Here is a 19,949-nt window from a genome sequence, read left to right as displayed (position 1 = left end):
ATGAGTTTCTCGAACAAGGAACAGGGGCAACACAAAGAAGCGTTGCTGCCCAGAGCGCGGGATATTGACGCGCTGGTACGCGCCGAACATCGCGATCCATTTTCGATTCTCGGGCCGCACGGCGACGGCGCTGGCGGTCAGTACATTCGCGCATTTTTACCGGACGCATTGAGCGTCCAGGTGCTGGCCAAGGACACCGGCGAAGAGCTCGGCAGTCTTGAAGCCACGCAAACGCCGGGGCTGTTTGTCGGTCATTTCGAGCGTGCCCAGCCGTACCTGCTGCGCACCCGTTGGGCCGGTGGCGAGCAAGTTGCGGAAGATCCGTACAGCTTCGGGCCATTGCTCGGCGAGATGGATTTGTACCTGTTTGCCGAAGGCAATCACCGTGACCTCAGCTCGTGCCTCGGCGCGCAACTGAAGAACGTCGATGGCGTCGACGGTGTGCGTTTTGCCGTGTGGGCACCGAACGCCAAACGCGTGTCGGTGGTCGGCGATTTCAACGTCTGGGATGGCCGCCGCCATCCGATGCGCTTGCGCCATCCGACGGGTGTCTGGGAGTTGTTCATCCCTGGTCTGAAGGCCGGCGAAGCGTACAAATACGAAATTCTCGGCGCCAACGGCATTCTGCCGCTCAAGGCTGACCCGATGGCCCTGGCCACCCAGATGCCGCCGGACACCGCGTCGAAAGTCGCGGCGCCGCTGAGCATCGACTGGCAGGACCACGACTGGATGAACTCGCGCGTTGACCGGCATTTGCCGAGCGCGCCGCTGTCGATTTACGAATTGCACGCCGGTTCGTGGCAGTGCGAGTTGGACGATCTCGGCGAAGTCGCGCGTCAGTACACCTGGCACGAGTTGGCCGAACGGCTGATTCCGTATGTGAAGGAACTGGGTTTCACGCACATCGAACTGATGCCGATCATGGAGCATCCATTCGGCGGCTCGTGGGGTTATCAGTTGCTCTCGCAATTCGCCCCGAGTGCGCGTTACGGCACGCCGGATGACTTCGCAGCGTTCGTCAACGCCTGCCACCAGGCGGAAATCGGCGTGATCCTCGATTGGGTGCCGGCGCATTTCCCGACCGATACCCACGGCATGGCGCAGTTCGACGGCACGGCGTTGTATGAATACGCCAACCCGATGGAAGGCTTCCACCAGGATTGGGACACGCTGATCTACAACCTCGGCCGCACCGAAGTGCACGGCTACATGCTCGCTTCGGCGCTGCACTGGCTCAAGCATTTCCACATCGACGGTTTGCGCGTCGATGCCGTGGCCTCGATGCTCTATCGCGATTACTCGCGCAAGGCTGGCGAGTGGGTACCGAACCGTCACGGCGGTCGCGAAAACCTCGAAGCCATCGACTTTTTGCGTCATCTCAACGACGTGGTCAACATCGAAGCGCCCGGCGCGCTGGTGATTGCCGAGGAATCCACGGCATGGCCAGGCGTCAGCCAGGACACCCAGCAGGGCGGTCTCGGTTTCGATTACAAATGGAACATGGGCTGGATGCACGATTCGTTGCATTACATCCAGCAGGACCCGGTGTACCGCGCGCATCACCACAGCGAGCTGAGTTTTGGCCTGGTGTACGCGTGGTCCGAGCGTTTCATCCTGCCGATTTCCCACGATGAAGTGGTGCACGGCAAGCATTCGCTGATCGACAAGATGCCTGGCGATCGCTGGCAGAAATTTGCCAACCTGCGTGCTTATCTGAGTTTCATGTGGGCGCATCCGGGCAAAAAACTGTTGTTCATGGGCTGCGAGTTTGGCCAGTGGCGCGAGTGGAATCACGATCAGCAACTTGACTGGTATCTGCTGCAGTACTCCGAGCACAAAGGCGTGCAGAAACTGGTCGGTGACTTGAACCGGTTGTACCGCGAAGAACCGGCGCTGCACGATCAGGACGACAAGCCGCAGGGCTTCCAGTGGCTGATCGGCGACGACGCGGTAAACAGCGTTTACGCATTCCTGCGCTGGAGCAAGGACGGGCGCCCGGTACTGGTGGTGGCGAACTTCACGCCAGTGCCGCGTCAGGCTTATCGCATCGGCGTGCCATTTGCCGGGCGTTGGAGCGAAGTGATCAACAGTGACGCCGACACCTACGCCGGTTCCAACTATGGCAATGGCGGCGGGGCGTTCACCGAAGAAGAGCCGAGCCACGGTCAGGCGTTGTCACTGGTGCTCAACTTGCCGCCGCTGGCGGTATTGATCCTGCGTCCGGAGGGTTGATCCGCGACTGCACCGACTGAGCCATTCGCCAGCAGGCTCGCTCCTACATTGGAATCCATTCCACCTGTAGGAGTGAGCCTGCTCGCGATAGCGTCAGCCCAGTCGACGCCATCCTTCAAGCGAACCGATCACCAGCGCATCCGCACCCCCAGACTGCCAATCAAGCCATTCAAATCGTTGTCATCCACATCACTGCTGTAATCAGCGCTGACGTACAGGCTGACCGCTGGCGTGACCTTCGCCACCAGACCCAATCCCAACTCGACCGTCGACGATTTGCGGCTGCTGCTGATCTTGTCCACCTGGTCCAGCGTCAAGGTATTGCCCGTATACACCGTGTGCCACAAATTGGTCCGCACATAGGGCTCGACCGGCAAACCGTTAATGTCGTAACTACCTTTCAATCGCGCACCGACCCGGCCGCTCCACGACGTCAGATCGCTGGAGGACGCATTACTGTTGCCGGCGTACGGTGTGTCGAGGGTGATGCGCTGATTGATCAACTGCGCCTGCGGTTCGACCACCCAGTTTTCGCCCAGGCCAATCGGGTAGCCACCTTCCACCGACAAGGTCATCGCGCTGCCTTCGGTGGCTTGGCGCAAGCCTTGCGCATCGCGGCTGTAACCATTGACGCGGCCACCGCTGGCGGTCAAATCGACATGCCAGCCTTGCGGCCCGGTCAGGCTCCAATAAGCGCCGAGGCTCTGGCCTTGCAGGTTAAGGGTGGTGCTATTCGGGTCAGCCATGGCGCGAATACTCAGCAGGCCATCGCTGTTGCCCTGAATTTGACTGAGGCCACCGACCAGACCCATGCGTTGCACATGACCGCTGCCGCTTTGCAGGGTCAGCAGCGCCGGGCCTTTAAAGGTGTCGGTGCCGGGCGTCGCAAAACTTGCGGACTGAAAATCGCTTTGTGCCTGGCGCGAGGCCAAACCGTAGATTTGCTCCCAGACGGCCGGGGCGGCGTCCTCAGTCGTCAGGCGCGAACTTCGCAAATCCGGGTGAACACTGAAGCGCCCCGGGTAGACGGCGGCGACGGCAGGGAGGGTCATGCTCGGCACCTCTTGGCGATACCAAGGGGCGGTTTCGTCTTCGGCAGGTTCGGCCTGCACTTCCATCGACGAACACAGCAGGAGCGAACTCGAAACTGTGCAAAAGGTGATTTTGATCTCTTGAGGGGTGAGTGAAGTTTTCATGGGGGTCTACCTTGCAAACGCATGCCGTTTCTCGCTCTGGCGTCTCTCCTACCCCGAATGAGGGGCGACCGAATGGAGTGAGGCAAGCCTGTGGCCGCCCGTGTTCGCGGGTGTCTGCGGGTTTGCCCCGGGTGGTATTTCCGGGGGTAGTACGGTGTAGCTAAGAAGACCAGTGGCACTGCGTCAAGAAAATGGCCGATAAATGGTCGGGCTATTTCGTGGGTCGCAACTGCCTGAAATCCAGCACGTGCTTAAGTGATTGTTTGTACAAAAAATCATCAATCTACTGCTGGGATCGCGGGTTTTGCCAGGTCGCTAACGGCCGAATCCTGATGAGTCGGCCGTCGGTGCTGGAGGCGGGTTCAATCGCTTGCAGTCGTTATTGGCAATGTCGATGCGAATCAAAGATGCACTTCGACTGCCAGCGGCAGATGGTCGGACAGGTGCGTCCAAGGCCGGTTGCCGAGGATTTGCGGGTTGTGGCTGCTGGCATTGCGCAGGTAGATGCGGTCCAGGCGCAGCAACGGGAACCGCGCCGGGTAGGTTTTCGCCGGACGACCCTGATGGCGCTCGAAGGCTTCGTGCAGGTAATTGCGCCGGGCGAGGGCGGCATTGCCTTGCAACTGCCAGTCGTTGAAGTCGCCGGCAATGATCACCGGGGCGTCGTCGGGCAAGGATTCGAGCAATTGGCAAAGGAGTTGGAGCTGCAATTGGCGGTGACTTTCGAGCAGGCTCAAGTGCACGCAAATCGCGTGGACTTCGGCATGGCCGGGGACGTCGAGAATGCAGTGCAACAAACCCCGGCGCTCGGGGCCGGTGATCGAGACGTCGAGGTTGCGGAATTCGCGGATCGGGTACTTCGACAGCAGCGCGTTGCCGTGATGGCCATCGGGGTAGACCGCGTTGCGGCCGTAAGCGAAATCACTCCACATGCTGTCGGCGAGGAATTCGTATTGCGACATCTGTGGCCATTCGTTGTAGCGGTTTGAATGGCGCTCGTGCTCGCCGACCACCTCCTGCAAAAACACCAGATCCGCCGATGTGCTGCGTACCGCTTCGCGCAATTCCGGGAGGATGAAACGCCGATTCAGCGCGGTAAAACCCTTGTGCGTATTGACCGTCAACACCCGTAACCGATGAACCGTCGGCGAGTTCATTGACGCAGTGTCGGGCGTGCGGTGTTCTGAGTGGCTGGTCACGTTGGCTCCTCTGAATCCAGGCTGCATAAGATATGCGACTGAAACGAAAGCGGGCAGTTCAGCGCGATGCACAACCCATTGCTTGTTGGGAGCTGAGCTTGCTCGCGAAAGCGGTGGTTTAGCCTCCATCATCTTCACCTGACATACCGCCATCGCGAGCAAGCTCAGCTCCCACAGGTGATTTGTGTTGGGGCGCGGATTTTGTGCCTGACGCCGAACCCCTGTAGGAGCTGAGCTTGCTCGCGATAGCGGTGGGTCAGTCACCACAATTTTCATCTGACAAACCGCCATCGCGAGCAAGCTCAGCTCCCACAGGTGATTTGTGTTGGGGCACGGATTTTGTGCCTGACGCCGAACCCCTGTAGGAGCTGAGCTTGCTCGCGAAAGCGGTGGGTCAGTCACCACAATTTTCATCTGGCAGACCGCCATCGCGAGCAGGCTCACTCCTACAGGTTTTGTGTGTGGGCGCGGATTTTGTGCCTGACGCCGAACCCTTGTAGGAGCTGAGCTTGCTCGCGAAAGCGGTGGGTCAGTCACCACAATTTTCATCTGACAAACCGCCATCGCGAGCAAGCTCAGCTCCTATAGGGTTTCGCAGTGGGCGGGGCGGGGGTGTGCTCGATGCGGGACTGGTTTGCGCTGAGGGATTTACTCCTCACACAAACACAATCTCATACGGCAATCGAATCCGTTCCAGCAGGGACTTGGGCAACAGCGGGGCGATGCCGATGGCGGGTTCGCCGTCGAGTTGGCTGGCGTAGGCGTGGGTGGCGTGGCTTTTGCGGGCGATGGTCCAGGTGTCGAGGCGGATTTTGCGCGCTCGGTGCCAGGGGATGTTGGCTTGGTCGCGGGCCGGCCAGTGCCAGGCCCAGACCGGCATTTCGTTGAAGGTCACCCCGACAATCGCCGCCGCCCTCGCCGCAGCGCGGCCCACGGCATCGTGGTCGTTGATGCCGTCCTCGCGCCAAGTGCTGAACACCACGTCGCCCGGGCGCAGATAGCGTGCGATGTAATGGGTCAGTTGCTGCTCGCGCTCGGCCAGGGCGTTGTCGGTGAAACCGCCGCGAATCCATTTCAAACTGTGCATCGGCAACCCGAGGCGGCGCACCGCTTCGACGCTTTCCTGCGGGCGAAACACACTCAAACGTTTCTCCGACCACTGCTGCGAGCCGGGATGGCTGGCGCTGCCGTCGGTGATCGAGATCAATTGCAGGGGATGGCCGAGGGTCGAGAGCAGCTGCAACAAACCGCCGCACATTACCGTTTCATCACCCGGATGCGGCGCGATGATCACGGCGCGAGCGCCTTCGGGAACGAGAGTTTGCGTGTTGATGACCAGAATGTTGTCGAGTTGCGGGGCGTTGTTCCAGATCTGTGCTGGCAGGGGACTTTCGTTGAGGTACACGGTTTTCATGGGTTACGTCCTTGTTCTGTCTCGCCCTCAATCGCGCACGACGCTTGAATAAACAAGCCCGGCCGACCCGTGAAGGCTGGTGGATGGCAAACGACTGCGCTCCGAACCCTGGATTGCAGCGAACAGAGTATTGCTCATACAACCCGGTTCGTCGCCTCGCTGTTTCATCTGATACGGATTTTTTTATGCCAATTGCACCGTGGTCCGGCAAAAAACACCGCGAAACCGGTTAGCGCAGGCCCTCCAGTGCCGCCACCGAGCGTGGCTCACGGCTCCACACTTCCAGGAGAAAATCCGCTTCCTGATGCAACACCAGACGCGGCAAATGCAAATGCTCGTGCAGCAGATCGTGCACCTGCCGCGCATTCAGCGGACAGCCGTCGATAGGCGGGCGCCAGTGGCAGGCGAGCAATTGGCCGTCGGCGGTCAAGGAATGCTCAGCCGATACAATCAGGCGTTTCAAATCCTCGGCGTCGAGGTAGTAGCCGATTTCGCTGATGACAATCAGGTCAAACTTCTCGTCCGGCCAATCACCGGGCAAACGACTTTGCCGAACTTCTGCGTGTTCGAACACACTCAAACGCGTCTGCGCCAACCCGACCGCAGCCGCTGCCGTGTCGCAGCACAACAGCCGATCGCAGCGGTTCGCCAGTTCGGCGCTCAATTCGCCGTTGGCGCAACCGGGCTCGAAGATTGCCCGATAACGCGGCCGGGGCAGGGCGGCGAGGGTGATGGCGCGTTTGCGTTGCTCGTACCAGCGCTGACGAAAGGCCCACGGGTCATCGTTGCCGGCAAACAAACCATCGAAATAGCGATCCTCGACACTCATAAAAACACCACCTCGAACGGTTGCAGTAATCGGTCCAGCACATACGGTGCGAGCACCGGCGGCAAACCGACTTGCGGATCGCCCTCCAACTGGCTGGCGAAGGCGTGGATGGCGTGGCGTTTGCGCGCGACCAGGTGCGGCTCCAGCAGAATCTTTCGCGCACGATGCCACGGGACCACGCTGTCTTCCGGGGTTGCCCAGTGCCAAGTCCAGACCGGCAGCTCATGCAACGTCGCGCCGACGTTTTGCGCCGCCGCCGCACTGGCGCGGCCCACCGCTTCGTGGTCGCAATGGCCGTCCTCGCTCCACGTGGTGAACACCACGTCGTCGGGGCGCAAATGCCGTTCGATGAACTCGCGCAGCTCGTCCTCCCGCGCCGCGACCTGACTGTCCTGAAAACCGCCGCGCAGCCATTTAAGGCTGTGCATCGGCAGATCGAGACGACGCAGCGCTTCCGCCGATTCCTGCGGACGAATAATGCTCAGACGCTCCGCCGGCCAGCGTTCGGAACCGGGATGGCTGGCGCTGCCATCAGTGACCGAAATCAGTTGCAACGCCCGCCCGGCCGCCGCGAGCAATTGCAGAAACCCGCCACAACCCAACACTTCATCATCCGGGTGCGGCGCGATAATCACCGCGCGCGCACCTTCCGGCACCAGATCCAGAATGTCGATGGCAGGCAATTGCGCCAGTTGCCGCGAGGTTTGCCAGAGCCGCAGCGGCGTGCCCTGACCCACGATAGGATTGGCTTTCATAACGTCCAATCCTCGTTGAGCACTGCTTGCCCGAGCGCGGCAAGGTCACGTTCGGCGTGGCTTTGGCGAAGGAAAACCGGCAGATCCGCGATCAACTGCGCAAACTGCCGATCCTTGCAATAAGGCCCGGCACCGAGGGCTCGGCCGACGTGCTGGATAACCTGCTCGGCAGAATTTTCCACCACCGCCCGAGCGCGGCATGCCAGCAGTTCTGCGTTGGCCGTGGGTTGCGCGTCGATCGCCAGCGCGCTGACCCGCAGCACTTCTGCCGCTGCGTGCAACGCACTGTCGACCGCGCCCAAATGCGCCAGCGCATGCGGTTCCGGGCGTTGCGCACAGTGGCGACGCAAACGCTCGGCGATGCTCTGTGCCGCGCCGTACCAGCACGCGGCAATGCCGATGCCGCCCTGCCAGAAACCGGGGCGCTGCAAGTAATCGCTGGGGTTGCCGATGGCTTGCGCCTCGGCGCCCTCGAACACCACTTCAACGCTGCCGGTGGCGGCCATGCCCACTGCTTGCCAGCCGTCAGTGGTCACGGTCACGCCGGGTTGATCCAGCGCGACGGCAACCAATTGTTGCTGATCCTGATCATCCCAAGCGGTGAGCAGCGCGTGGCTCAACACCGCCGCGCCGGAACACCAGGCTTTGCGCCCATCGAGCAAAACCATCTGCCCGGAAGGCGTGACGCGAACCTTGGCTTGCGGCGGTTCGGCGGCCCACATGCCCCACGTGCTGGCGGGCGTCGGCGAGCCACCGAGTTGCTGGATGATCGCCAGCGCGTCGGTGTGCCCTTCGTACAATTTGCACAGCCCGAGGTCGTGACCGCCGACCTCGGCCAGGCGCTGGAAACGCGCCAGGGTTTGCCCGCTGCCGGGCAGTGGAAGCTGATCGAAACCGGCTTCCACCAGCGCCCGCAGGCACCGGCCTAACGCTTGGGTATCAGCGTAGCCGGGCGGTTGTTGATGCAAGAACGCCTGTAAGTCCATTTCACTCTTCTTCCTCATGCTGCAGTTCGAACAGCAGCAGCGAGCGGCCGGTGACCGAGTATTCGTGACCAAACTCGAAGCGTTCCTGGCCACGGATCGACGGCTGATTAGTGTCGATCATGCAGGTCCAGTGACCGCCATCCGGGACTTCCGGCAGGGTGAAATTGACCACGTCGTGGTGCGCGTTGACCACCAGCAGCAACGTCGCATCGCCACCCTTGCGGCGAATCCCGGTTTCCTGGGCGCGACCGTCGAGCAGCATGCCGAGGCAGCGACCGTGCGCCTCTTCCCATTGTTCGGTGGACATTTCGTTACCATCCGGGGCCAGCCAAGTGACATCTTTGACGCCGATGTCCTCGTTGTAATTGCCGACCAGGAAGCGCCCACGACGCAGGATCGGATACGCCAGACGCAGCTTGATCAGGCGTTTGACGAACTTCAGCAACGCTTTGCCGTCAGCGCTCAGATCCCAGTTGACCCAGCCGATCTCGCTGTCCTGGCAATACGCGTTGTTGTTGCCGTCCTGGGTGCGCGCGAACTCGTCACCGGCCACCAGCATTGGCGTGCCTTGCGACAGCAGCAGCGTGGCGAAAAAGTTACGCATCTGCCGCTGGCGCAGTTCGTTGATTTCCGGATCGTCAGTCGGGCCTTCGACGCCGTGGTTCCATGACAGGTTGTTATTGCTGCCATCCTGGTTGTTTTCGTCGTTGGCTTCGTTGTGCTTATCGTTGTACGACACCAGATCGTTGAGGGTGAAACCGTCGTGCGCGGTGATGAAGTTCACCGACGCATAAGGGCGCCGACCGCGCTGGTTGAACATCTCGCCGGACGCGGTCATGCGGCTGGCGAAATCAGCCAATTGGCCGTCATCACCTTTCCAGAACGCGCGCACGGTATCGCGGAATTTGTCGTTCCACTCGACCCAGCCCGGCGGAAACCCACCAACCTGATAACCACCAGGGCCGCAGTCCCACGGCTCGGCGATCATTTTTACCTGACGCAGCACTGGATCCTGGCGGCAAGCGACGAGGAAGCTGTGGCGCTCGTCGAAACCGTCGTGGTAGCGACCGAGAATGGTCGCGAGGTCGAAGCGGAAACCGTCGACGTGCATTTCCGTCGCCCAGTAACGCAGCGAGTCAGTGACCATTTGCAGCACGCATGGGTGGCTCAGGTCGAGGGTGTTGCCGGTGCCGGAATCGTTGATGTAATAACGTTTGTCATCCGGCATCAGGCGATAGTACGAAGCGTTGTCGATACCGCGCATCGACAGGGTCGGACCTTGCTCGTTGCCCTCGGCGGTGTGGTTGTAGACCACGTCGAGGATCACTTCCAGATTGGCTTCGTGCAGGTGCGCAACCATCTCCTTGAACTCGGCAATCTTGCCGCTGGCGATATAGCGCGGGTCCGGGGCAAAGAACGCGATGCTGTTGTAGCCCCAGTAGTTGGTCATGCCTTTTTGCAGCAAATGCTGGTCATTGACGAACGCGTGGATCGGCAGCAATTCCACGCTGGAAACACCGAGCTTGCGGATGTGCTCGATCACTTCATCGACCATCAACCCGGCAAAGGTGCCGCGCACGTTTTCCGGGACGGCCGGGTGACGCATGCTGATGCCGCGCACGTGAGTCTCATAAATGATCGTCTTGTCCCACGGCACGCTGACGCGTTGGTCGTTGCCCCAGGTGTGCGCCGGGTCGATGACTTTGCACTTGGGCACGAATGGTGCGCTGTCGCGTTCATCGAAGCTGAGGTCGGCGTCTTTGTGGCCAATGGTGTAGCCGAACAACGCTTCCGACCATTTCAGCTCGCCGACCAATTGCTTGGCATACGGGTCGATCAACAGTTTGTTGTGGTTGAAGCGATGGCCGTTCGCCGGGTCGTAAGGACCGTACACGCGGTAGCCGTAGATCAGCCCCGGATGGGCGTCGGGCAGGTAGCCGTGATAGATCTCGTCGGTGTATTCCGGCAGCTCGATGCGCTCCAGCTCAACTTCACCGGAATCGTCGAAGATGCACAGTTCGACCTTGGTGGCGTTGGCGGAAAACAATGCGAAGTTGACCCCCAGACCGTCCCAGGTGGCGCCGAGCGGGAAGGGCAAGCCTTCACGAATTCGCGACGGCTCGGTGCGAGTTTCTGGCGCATCATTTTTTGGACTGGTCATTCAAGTGCTCCTGCAAAATAGGGTATGTAACGAGTTCTGTCAGTCAGGTGGAGCAGCCTGTGGGAGCGAGCCTGCTCGCGACAGCGACGAGTCAGTCATCAAGTCTGCGACTGACCCATTGCCATCGCGAGCAGGCTCGCTCCCACAGGTGCTCGATGTTTTTTCGGGCGAGCGACCCCGATGTGGCGAGCAAGCCCGCCACACGTTCAATCAGGACTAAAGCGTTTTGCGTCAGGCCGTCGGCGGTTTCTTCGCGGTGCGCGGTTTCTTCTCGGCAGCCTTTTCACCCGGCGGGGTGACTTTGGCTGCAGCCGCTGCCGGTTTGACTTTGGCTTTGGTTTTAGCCGCGCCAGCCTGACCATCCGCCTGACCGTTCAGCTTGCTGTCGGTCTTGGCAGCTTCCGGTTTGGCCGCGCCGGTTTTGCCGGCAGCAGCCTTGCCCGCGCCAGCCTTGGCGGATTTCTTCGGCGCCAGGGCTTCGGCTTCGGCCAGCTTGCGGGCCATCTCCCAGTGGCGCTCTTCCTGCCCTTCGGGCTTACCTTCGGATTCCCATATTTGATAGGCAAATTCGCGAACGCGTTTATCGTCGGTGCTCATCGCAATGCTCCTGAACTGAACTCAAGTGTGAATAGTTTGGATAAAGAGATTGACCGGGAAATCCCCCAGCGCGGCGCTGATGTTCAGCTCCCTGTGGTTTGTGACTGCTGCGTTTGAAAAAAGTCCCTTCAGGTTTTCTTCCGGGGCGGCGAACGGTAATTTCACCCGCGTATCGCCCCAGCGCAGCGCGTCGACCTGCGGCACGGCACTGTTTTCCAGCAACCCGGCGCAGCGAATCGGCACGATCACGATTGCGTATTGGCCCTGATGTTGACGAGCAAACGCCAACACTCGTTGCGCTTCGCTGCCGAGCACTTCCAGCGGTTCATAGGTGCCTTGGCCGAACAACTCGGCATTCTCGGCGCGCCAGTTCAGCGTGCGCGCGATCAGGCCTTGCTTGATGCGCCCGTCTTGCCAGTTGCTCAGCCATGCGCCGAGGTCCGGCGCGGCTTGCAGCGACTGCTGGCGAGCGGGGTAGTCCACCGGGCGCCGGTTGTCCGGGTCGACCAGGGTGAAATCCCAATAGTCGTTGCCCTGATACAGGTCCGGCACGCCTGGCACGGTCATGCGCAGCAAGGTTTGCGCCAGGCTGTTCAGCGCTCCCGGCGCGGCAGTCGCCTGCACTGCGTCCGCGAGGGAGGAGCGCAGCGGCAAACCCTCCGGGCTCAGCAATACGCGATTGAGGAAGGCTTCGGTGGCTTGCTCGTAAGCCTCGTTGTTGGCGCTCCAGCTGCTTTGCAACTTGGCTTCGCGCAAGGCTTTCTGCTGCCACTGCCACAGACGTTTGGCGTAATCCTGCAACGCCGGTTGATCATCGCTGCGCAGGCCCAACGGCCAACTGCCGAGGATCGCCTGATACAGAATCAACTCGTCACCGGCCGATGGCGAAAGCTCGTCGCTGCGCAAATCTGCAGCCAACCTGCGCCAGTGTTCGACCTGTTCGGCGTACCACGCGCTGCGCTCACTCAACACCGCCAGGCGTGCGCGGGTGTCTTCACCACGTTTGTGGTCGTGGGTCGCAGTGGCCAGCAGGTTGTGCGGGAAGGTTTGCAGACGATTGAGGCACGCGTCATGGAAGTCACTGAGCGGCGCGCTGAACTGCTCGGTGCTGAACCCCACGTCGTTGCGCGACAGTAATACCGCCGAACGATAAAACGCGGTGTCTTCCACCGCTTTCGCCGCTGCCGGCGAAGTCAGTTGCTGGAACCGCACACACGCATGCTTGAGGATCTTGCGTTGACGACCCACCGGGCGTTTGCGCCAAGGCTCGCCACCAAGCCAACCGGCGAGGCAATCAAGCACCGGCCAATCGGCCTCGCCCAAGGTCTGCCGCGCGCCGTCCATGGCCTGCTGGAAAAACACATCATCTTCGGCCGAGCGCCCGCGCGGGCTGATGTAAGTGCGGTACACCGGGAAATGCACAATCAATTCCTGCAAGGCGCGGCGGATTGCGCCGAGGGTCAGGTCGCGGGTCATCAGGTCGTCACGCGCCACTTGCAGCAGGGCTTGCGCGACGCTTTCGAAGTCGCCGGCCAGCGAACCATTGAGGATCTGCTGACGCGCCAGTTGTGCCTCGCGAATGAATTCGGCAGGCCGCTCGCTGTGGCGATTCCACAGTTCACCGAGGGTTTCTGCACCGGCCGGATCATGCTGCAACAACGATAACTGGTTCATGAATTCGTAACCGGTGGTGCCATCCACCGACCAGTCGCGGTGCAGGGTTTCACCTTCGCCGAGGATCTTCTCGACGTAGATCGGCAAGTGCCGCTGCGGCGACAGACTATCGACCCGACGGCGCAGTTTGCGGCAATAACCACGCGGGTCGGCGAGGCCATCGATGTGGTCGATGCGCAAACCATCCACCAGACCTTCGGCAATCAGTTCGAAGATCTTCGCGTGGGTTTCTTCAAACACCGCCGGACGCTCGACGCGCAAACCGCCGAGTTCGTTGACGTCGAAAAAGCGCCGCCAGTTGATGTCATCCGCCGCCGTGCGCCAGCTCGCCAAGCGATAACTCTGGCGTTCGAGCAGGTTGTGCAGGTTCTGGAAACCTTCCGGCGTCAGCGAATCGTAGGCGCGGAGGTGCTGCTCGATGACTCGCAAAATCGCCGGGTCGGCGGCCAGTTCGGTCAGCTCTTTTTGCAGCGGTGCGGCGAGGTTATGGGCATCGGTCTGGTAGCTCAGGGCGGCAAAACGGTCGCTGAGAAACTTCAGCTGCTCGGTTTGTTCGGCGTTGAGTTGCTCGTCAGGCTTGAGCAGTTCGCCGTAATGCATCGGGCAAATCGGGAAGTGATGATCGTAATGCTTGACGTAAAACTCACCTTTTTTCGCATCGAATTGCAGCGCCAGGGTGCCGTCCTGCAACGCCACACCGTAGTCGCTGCCAAGAAACGGCAGGAGTAATTGCCCGGACATGAGCGGGTCCGGCGAATGCCACTGAATGTCGAAGAATTCGCCGTACGGGCTCAGGCGGCCCCACTCCAGCAAGTCCAGCCACCACGGGTTATCGCTGCCGCCGACCGCCATGTGGTTGGAGACGATATCGAGGATCAGCCCCATGTTCTTTTCGCGCAGGGCCGCGACCAATCGGCGCAGCGCCGCTTCGCCACCGAGTTCCGGGTTGACCGTGGTCGGGTCGACCACGTCGTAACCGTGCATCGAGCCGGCCCGCGCGCTCAACAGCGGCGAGGCGTAGACATGGCTGATGCCGAGGCGGGCGAAGTACGGCACCAGCGGCACCGCGTCGTCGAGGGTGAAGTCTTTATGAAATTGCAGGCGCAGGGTTGCGCGTAACGGTTGGATTGACGTCTGGTTCATTGATCACGCTCAGCAGCCTGAAGTCGCGCGCAGGCGAGCAGTTCCACACGCCGGGCGGCGTCCGGGTTATCGAGTAGGGTTTCGCTGGCACCGGGCAGGCGTCGCGACCAGTTCGGGTGCGAATCGGTGGTGCCGGGCAGGTTGGCTTGTTGTTCGATGCCCATGGCATCTTCAATCGGCAGCAACACCAGCGGCGCGCGGGTGTGCCCGAGGAAACGGATCGCGGCATCGAGCACCTGATCGGATTCGTGGGACTCTTCGCGGAAATTCTGCGGGTCTTCACTGAGCACCCGGCGCAGGCCTTCGCGCTCGCGTTCACGGTGCTGGCGCCACTCGATTTCGGTTTTCGCATCGACCAATCCCAAGCGTGCGTTCCAGTCAATGTCGTGGCCATGCCACCAGCCATTGATTGTCGGCAAGTCGTGAGTGCTGGTGGTGGCCAGCGCGTTGTCCGGCCATTCGAGCGGTGGCTTGAAGTGCGTGTTGTCCTGCTCGAACAACAGCACGCGCATGCCGAGAATCGAGCGGGCGATGAGTTTTTCGCGCAAGCCTTCGGCGACAGTGCCAAGGTCTTCGCCGAGGACAATCGCCTTGTGCCGATGCGATTCGAGGGCGAGCAAACGCAGCAGGTCGTCCACCGGGTAATACAGATACGCGCCATCGGCGGGCGAGGCGTCGTTAGGGATCACCCACAAACGTTGCAGGCCCATCACATGGTCGATGCGCAGGCCGCCGGCGTGGGCGAAATTGGCGCGGAGCATTTCAATAAACGCGCGGAAGCCGTTGCGCACCAGGCCTTCCGGGGAAAACGCGGAAATGCCCCAGCCCTGGCCCGTGCGATTGAGAATGTCGGGCGGTGCGCCGACAGTCAGCGAGGCGAGCAATTCATCCTGACGGCTCCAGGCCTGACTGCCGCCGCCGTCGGCGCCAACCGCCAGGTCAGCGATCAAGCCAACGCCCATGCCGGCGCTGCGGGCGGCGACTTGCGCGCGCTCCAGGCAACGGGCGATCAGCCATTGGCAGAACGCGAAGAAGCCGATACGCCCGGCATTTTCTTCAGCGAAATCGGCGAGGGCGGCGCTGCGCGGATCGCGCCACTCTTCGGGCCAGTGGCGCCAGTCGAGCTCTTCACCCTTGGCGGAGCGGGCCTCTTGAATGGCTTCGAAACGGCAATGGTTTTCCAGCGCTTCGCCACCGGCATGGCGGAAACTGCTGAAGTCTTCGTGCAGCGGATGTTCGCCGTGAACGAAACCTTCATAAAGCGCTTGCAGCAGTCGGTGCTTGGCTTCAGCGGCGACCGGCCAGTCGATCAGCGGCAGCGCTTCAAGGGCTTGCAGTTGTTCGCCCAGGCCGGCCGCTTCAATCGCGTCACGCAGCGCACGTTCGCCAAGGATCGAGCCCGGCGCGGCGTAGAGGCTGTTGAGGAACAGACGGCTGGACGGTGAATACGGGCTGTAGCGGTGGGTGTCGTTGCTGAACATTGCGTGCATCGGGCTGATCGCCAGCGCCTCGGCGCCGCGTTCACCGGCCACGCGGGCCAATTCTTCGAGGGCCTGGGTGTCGCCGAAACCGCCGTCGCCGGGGCGACGCAGCGAATACAGCTGCACGCTCAAACCCCAAGTGCGCGGGATCGGGCTGTTGACCGCATCGCCGACGCTGTAGCAACGCTCGGGCGCCACCGCGAGGGTGAAGGTCTGGCCGTCGATGCTGACGTGCTGATAGCCGACCGGAACCAAACCTGGCAGCACCGCGTTGGCGTCCAGTTTCAGGTTCAGTCGCGCGCCGTCCTCGAGGTGTATCTCGCAGGGCGTCAACGGTTCGAAGTAACGCGCCAGATCAACCCCAACCCCGACATCTGCGGTGATCATTGGCGGCAGGTGCCGGATTTGCTGCACTTCCTGCAATTGCAGGAGGCTCGCGTCGATTTCCTGAGCGCTGCCCGCCGGGTGACCGAGGCCGGTCAAAACGGCGCGCAATACTGCGGGGGCGACTTTCTGTTGGCGTCCGTTGGCGTCGATCCAGTCGACGGCCAGGCCAGCTCGGCTGGCCAGTATTTCCAGTTGCGCATCGCTCATAGGCGCTCTCCTTCAGATAGCCAAATCATGTCGCTAAGGGTTTGCAGCCGTGAGGCTGACGAGCACGCTAAAAGGGGCGAGGCTGCTCTGATCCATCAGGCCGGACGCGGGCGGGTGTTCGAACAGCAGCAACGCATCGGCCTGTGGAGGGTGGACCACGGGCGCGTCGCTGAGGTTCAGGTCAATACGCAGGTGGCTGCCATCACCCAACTGCCAGCGCGCACTCACCGCACCTTCGCCCAGCACCTCGGTGCCAAGGGCTGTGGCGCCCGGCAGATGGGGAATGATGTGTTGATGGCGCAGTTTCAGCAGTTGGCGATACAAATCATGCATCGCCTCTTGCGACGGGTCGCCGAGCGGATGCGGCTGAGAGGCTTTGAAGGTTTCCGGCGCATTCGGATCGGGGATCTTCTCGCGCTTGTGCGGATCCTTGAAGGCGCTGAACGCGGCGAATTCGTTGCGCCGACCTTCGCGCACCAGTTCTGCCAGTTCACCGTGGTGGCTGGTGAAAAACAGGAACGGTTGCTCGGCGGCAAACTCGTCACCCATGAACATCAGCGGAATCATCGGCGACAACAGCAGCAGCGCGGTCGCGGCTTTCAACGCATCGGTCGGTGCCAATTGGTGCAGGCGTTCGCCGAAAGCGCGATTGCCGATCTGGTCGTGATTCTGCAAGAACAGCACGAATGCACTCGGCGGCAGATGGCCGCTAGGCTCGCCACGCGCTTCGCCATGCCGATTGATATGGCCCTGAAACACGAAGCCTTCGCTGAGGCAACGAGCCAATTGTTCGGTCGGGTTCTCTGCATAGTCTTCGTAATAAGCGTCGGTTTCGCCGGTCAGCAAAACGTGCAGCGCGTTGTGGCCGTCGTCGTTCCACTGCGCGTCGAAACCCTGTTCGAGCAGGCTCGCCTGATTGTGTTCGTTCTCGACGTTGAGCCACACGTGGCGGCCGGGGCGAGTCTGTTCGCGCACGCGTCGCGCCAGTTCCTGAAGGAAATCCGGCGATTCGATGGCGTGTACCGCGTCCAGGCGCAAGCCGTCGAAGCGGTATTCCATCAGCCACATCAGCGCGTTTTCGATAAAGAAATCGCGCACTTCGCGGCGGCGGAAGTCGATCGCTGCGCCCCAAGGCGTGTGTTTATCTTCGCGGAAGAAACCCTTGGCGTAGCGATGCAGGTAATTGCCATCGGGGCCGAAGTGGTTGTAAACGACGTCGAGAATCACCGCGAGGCCATGGCCGTGCGCGGTGTCGATCAGGTGTTTCAGTTGCTCGGGCGTGCCGTAAGAGGCCTGCGGCGCGTAGGGCAGAACGCCGTCGTAGCCCCAATTGCGATTGCCGGGGAATTGCGCGAGCGGCATCAGTTCAATCGCGGTGACGCCCAACTCAACGAGGCGCGCCAGGTGCTGCTCGACTTCACTGAAGCCGCCGAGCGTGCCGACGTGCAATTCGTAGATGACCGCGTCGTTCCACGGCCGACCTTGCCAGGCGTTGTGTTGCCAATGATAGGCAAGGTGATCGACGACCACGCTATGGCGGTCGAGGTCACCGGCCTGGGCGCGGGACGCCGGGTCCGGCACGTCGATTTCGTCGTCGATGTTGTAGCGGTATTGCGTCCCGGCCGGGCAGCGGGTTTGCAAGACAAACCAGCCGTCGGCGTGGGGCTGCAGGGGTAAAGATTGTCCATCATCCAATTTGACACTGACGTTCGACGCATCTGGAGCCCACAAGGCAAAACGCGTGTTTTCTGCGTCCAGCATCACTGCGCCGTGGGGCCAGGTGTCAAGGGTCCGTAACGGCATCGTTGAAACCTCTGTTTATTTGTGGCCGGACTTACCCAAGGCTTTAGCCACTAGTTTTTCGTAAAGTTCGGCGTAGGGTTCGACCGCTTTGCTCCAGTTGAACGGGGCGGCCATTGCACGGCAGCGCATGGCGTTAAGAAGGTCGGGGAAAGCAAATACTTTGAACGCACGGCCGACCGCTTCGCGGTAACTCTCGACCGTGGATTCGTCGAAAAGGAAACCGGTCACGCCGTTTTCAATGGTGTCGGCCAGGCCGCCAGTGTTCCGTGCGACCGGCAACGAGCCGAAACGCTGGGCGTACATCTGGCTCAAGCCGCAAGGCTCGTAACGGGAAGGCATCAGCAGGAAATCGCTGCCGGCGAACATGCGCCGGGCGTCGGTTTCGTTGAAGCCGATACGTACGCCAACTTGTCCCGGAAAACGCAGGGCCAGTTCGCGCATGGCCTGTTCTTCTTCAGGCTCGCCACGGCCAATGATGGCAATTTGGCCACCTTGTTCGACAATAAACTCGGACACCGCTTCAGTGAGGTCCAGACCTTTCTGATAGACCAGTCGCGAGACCACGGCGAACAGCGGACCTTCGGAATCTTCGAGGCCGAACAGTTCACGCACGTGGGCGGCGTTGACCGCTTTGCCTTCCCAGTCGCCGGCCGAAAACGGCCGGAACAAGTGGGCGTCGGTGGCCGCGTCCCAGCTCTCGTCGATGCCGTTGGGAATCCCGCTGAGCAAGCCTTGCTGGGTCTTGGCGGCAAGGAAACCGTCGAGACCGCAGCCGAAGTCCGGCGTGGTGATTTCCTGAGCGTAGGTGGCGCTGACCGTGGTGATGTGGCTCGAATAGGCCATGCCAGCCTTGAGGAACGACATCTTGCCGTAGAACTCCATGCCTTCCTGTTGCAGCGCATGCATCGGGATGCCCAGCTCCGGGCACGAACCCAGGCTGGTCACGCCTTGGTAGGCGAGGTTATGGATGGTGAACAGCGTCGGGGTGCGCTGCCCACGCCAGTGCATGTAGGCAGGGGCGAGGCCCGCTGGCCAGTCATGGGCGTGCACCAAGTCCGGGCACCAGTGGATTTGTGCGAGGTTGGCGGCGATGTCGGCAGCGGCCAGACCGAGGCGGGCGAAGCGAATATGGTTGTCCGGCCAGTCGCGACCGTTGTTGGCGCCGTAGGGCGAGCCTTCGCGCTCGTACAGTTCAGGGCAGATCAACACGTAAATCACCAGGCCATCAGGCATGTCCATGCGCCCGATCTTGCACGGCGGCAGCGCGGCGTGGCCACCCAGTTCGCCGATGATGTGGATCGGATTTTCGCTGTGCAGCACTTGCGGATAACCGGGGATGAGCACTCGAACGTCGTGCAGGTGAGCCATGGCGCGAGGCAGCGCCGCAGAAACGTCACCCAAACCACCCGTTTTCACCAGGTCGGCAATTTCCGAGGTGACGAACAGGACTTTCTTCTTGTTGGGGTTCTGACTGGCTACCGGTGTCAGCGTTTTGGTGCCTGGGACGCTGATCGATTGGGTGCTCGGAGCATTGACGGCGCTCGTTTCGCCGACTCTCTGATGAGCACGCTCTCCCTGAATATCTAAAGCCGCACTGATCATATGTAACTCCCGTGTTATTGATCTAATTCTTGGCATGGCACAAACGGTGTTGCTGGCCAATTCCTGTGGCCGGGCGCGAATGCGCTACGCATTGGTAGCAATGGCTGCCCAATACGCTGGAGCATTATGGGTATTGCGGCTGTTGCAAGGATTGCACCAGTCGGTAAGCACCTGTTGTTAAGAGGACTGTGCGCGGCAGTTAAAAGTTTCGACTTTTTTTCTGCTTTGTTTCCGAGCGGCTGACGCTTGCGTTTTTCAGTCTAGGCCAGAAGTTAGAGCGTTG

Annotated in this window: 13 protein-coding genes; 1 reads left to right on the top strand and 12 read right to left on the bottom strand. The window is 61.2% G+C overall.

Going from position 1 to position 19,949, the window contains the following annotated elements; translation table 11 throughout:
- A complete protein-coding gene (gene glgB, locus FBY12_RS04805; protein WP_145251594.1) occupies positions 1-2,232 on the top strand; it encodes a 1,4-alpha-glucan branching protein GlgB in 2,232 nt (743 codons plus the stop codon).
- A gap of 128 nt (positions 2,233-2,360) precedes the next feature.
- Here the strand turns inward: glgB and FBY12_RS04795 are convergent, their stop codons facing one another.
- The 12 genes from FBY12_RS04795 to glgA all read right to left on the bottom strand — a co-directional run bounded on the left by FBY12_RS04795 (position 2,361) and on the right by glgA (position 19,666).
- Positions 2,361-3,428 carry an autotransporter outer membrane beta-barrel domain-containing protein gene (locus tag FBY12_RS04795; RefSeq protein WP_145251590.1) on the bottom strand — a complete coding sequence of 356 codons (1,068 nt, stop codon included), beginning with the start codon at positions 3,426-3,428 and terminating at the stop codon, positions 2,361-2,363.
- Positions 3,429-3,829: 401 nt separating this feature from the next.
- Positions 3,830-4,585 carry an endonuclease/exonuclease/phosphatase family protein gene (locus tag FBY12_RS04790; RefSeq protein WP_145252322.1) on the bottom strand — a complete coding sequence of 252 codons (756 nt, stop codon included), beginning with the start codon at positions 4,583-4,585 and terminating at the stop codon, positions 3,830-3,832.
- A 697-nt stretch (positions 4,586-5,282) separates the two neighbouring features.
- The gene (locus FBY12_RS04785) at positions 5,283-6,041 is read right to left on the bottom strand and encodes a PIG-L deacetylase family protein (RefSeq protein ID WP_145251588.1); all 759 of its coding nucleotides are present in this window, start codon (positions 6,039-6,041) and stop codon (positions 5,283-5,285) included.
- Positions 6,042-6,270: 229 nt separating this feature from the next.
- Positions 6,271-6,870, bottom strand: a complete 600-nt coding sequence (locus FBY12_RS04780) for an SAM-dependent methyltransferase (RefSeq protein WP_145251586.1) — start codon at positions 6,868-6,870, stop codon at positions 6,271-6,273.
- Positions 6,867-7,625: a PIG-L deacetylase family protein gene (locus FBY12_RS04775; protein ID WP_145251584.1), complete on the bottom strand. Its 759-nt coding sequence runs from the start codon at positions 7,623-7,625 to the stop codon at positions 6,867-6,869. The genes FBY12_RS04780 and FBY12_RS04775 overlap by 4 nt, the downstream gene beginning before the upstream one ends.
- On the bottom strand, positions 7,622-8,611 hold the full coding sequence (locus tag FBY12_RS04770) for an acyl-CoA dehydrogenase family protein (protein WP_145251582.1): 990 nt from the start codon (positions 8,609-8,611) through the stop codon (positions 7,622-7,624). The genes FBY12_RS04775 and FBY12_RS04770 overlap by 4 nt, the downstream gene beginning before the upstream one ends.
- Position 8,612: 1 nt before the next feature.
- Positions 8,613-10,772: a glycogen debranching protein GlgX gene (glgX, locus tag FBY12_RS04765; RefSeq protein ID WP_145251580.1), complete on the bottom strand. Its 2,160-nt coding sequence runs from the start codon at positions 10,770-10,772 to the stop codon at positions 8,613-8,615.
- A 231-nt stretch (positions 10,773-11,003) separates the two neighbouring features.
- Positions 11,004-11,369, bottom strand: coding sequence for a DUF2934 domain-containing protein (locus FBY12_RS04760; protein ID WP_145251578.1), 366 nt, complete (start codon positions 11,367-11,369; stop codon positions 11,004-11,006).
- A 21-nt stretch (positions 11,370-11,390) separates the two neighbouring features.
- On the bottom strand, positions 11,391-14,186 hold the full coding sequence (locus FBY12_RS04755; RefSeq protein ID WP_145251576.1) for a malto-oligosyltrehalose synthase: 2,796 nt from the start codon (positions 14,184-14,186) through the stop codon (positions 11,391-11,393).
- Positions 14,183-16,261, bottom strand: coding sequence for a 4-alpha-glucanotransferase (malQ, locus tag FBY12_RS04750; protein WP_145251574.1), 2,079 nt, complete (start codon positions 16,259-16,261; stop codon positions 14,183-14,185). Before malQ ends, FBY12_RS04755 begins: the two co-directional genes overlap by 4 nt.
- 33 nt (positions 16,262-16,294) lie before the next feature.
- A complete protein-coding gene (gene treZ / locus FBY12_RS04745) occupies positions 16,295-18,064 on the bottom strand; it encodes a malto-oligosyltrehalose trehalohydrolase (RefSeq protein ID WP_145251572.1) in 1,770 nt (589 codons plus the stop codon).
- A gap of 15 nt (positions 18,065-18,079) precedes the next feature.
- Positions 18,080-19,666: a glycogen synthase GlgA gene (gene glgA, locus FBY12_RS04740; protein ID WP_092280829.1), complete on the bottom strand. Its 1,587-nt coding sequence runs from the start codon at positions 19,664-19,666 to the stop codon at positions 18,080-18,082.
- Positions 19,667-19,949 lie beyond the last annotated feature (283 nt).

It is taken from the genome of Pseudomonas sp. SJZ131 (assembly GCF_007828705.1).
In the GTDB taxonomy this organism is placed as follows: domain Bacteria; phylum Pseudomonadota; class Gammaproteobacteria; order Pseudomonadales; family Pseudomonadaceae; genus Aquipseudomonas; species Aquipseudomonas prosekii.
Note: the sequence above shows the minus strand (reverse complement) of the source record. Positions and strands in the feature narration are given on the sequence as shown.

Bases quoted from the DNA above. Each gene is read 5' to 3' on its own strand.
- treZ (WP_145251572.1), bottom strand. From the start codon at position 18,064: ATGCCGTTACGGACCCTTGACACCTGGCCCCACGGCGCAGTGATGCTG.
- FBY12_RS04785 (WP_145251588.1), bottom strand. From the start codon at position 6,041: ATGAAAACCGTGTACCTCAACGAAAGTCCCCTGCCAGCACAGATCTGG.
- FBY12_RS04755 (WP_145251576.1), bottom strand. From the start codon at position 14,186: ATGAACCAGACGTCAATCCAACCGTTACGCGCAACCCTGCGCCTGCAA.
- glgA (WP_092280829.1), bottom strand. From the start codon at position 19,666: ATGATCAGTGCGGCTTTAGATATTCAGGGAGAGCGTGCTCATCAGAGA.
- glgB (WP_145251594.1), top strand. From the start codon at position 1: ATGAGTTTCTCGAACAAGGAACAGGGGCAACACAAAGAAGCGTTGCTG.
- FBY12_RS04795 (WP_145251590.1), bottom strand. From the start codon at position 3,428: ATGAAAACTTCACTCACCCCTCAAGAGATCAAAATCACCTTTTGCACA.
- malQ (WP_145251574.1), bottom strand. From the start codon at position 16,261: ATGAGCGATGCGCAACTGGAAATACTGGCCAGCCGAGCTGGCCTGGCC.
- FBY12_RS04770 (WP_145251582.1), bottom strand. From the start codon at position 8,611: ATGGACTTACAGGCGTTCTTGCATCAACAACCGCCCGGCTACGCTGAT.
- FBY12_RS04760 (WP_145251578.1), bottom strand. From the start codon at position 11,369: ATGAGCACCGACGATAAACGCGTTCGCGAATTTGCCTATCAAATATGG.
- FBY12_RS04790 (WP_145252322.1), bottom strand. From the start codon at position 4,585: ATGAACTCGCCGACGGTTCATCGGTTACGGGTGTTGACGGTCAATACG.
- FBY12_RS04775 (WP_145251584.1), bottom strand. From the start codon at position 7,625: ATGAAAGCCAATCCTATCGTGGGTCAGGGCACGCCGCTGCGGCTCTGG.
- glgX (WP_145251580.1), bottom strand. From the start codon at position 10,772: ATGACCAGTCCAAAAAATGATGCGCCAGAAACTCGCACCGAGCCGTCG.
- FBY12_RS04780 (WP_145251586.1), bottom strand. From the start codon at position 6,870: ATGAGTGTCGAGGATCGCTATTTCGATGGTTTGTTTGCCGGCAACGAT.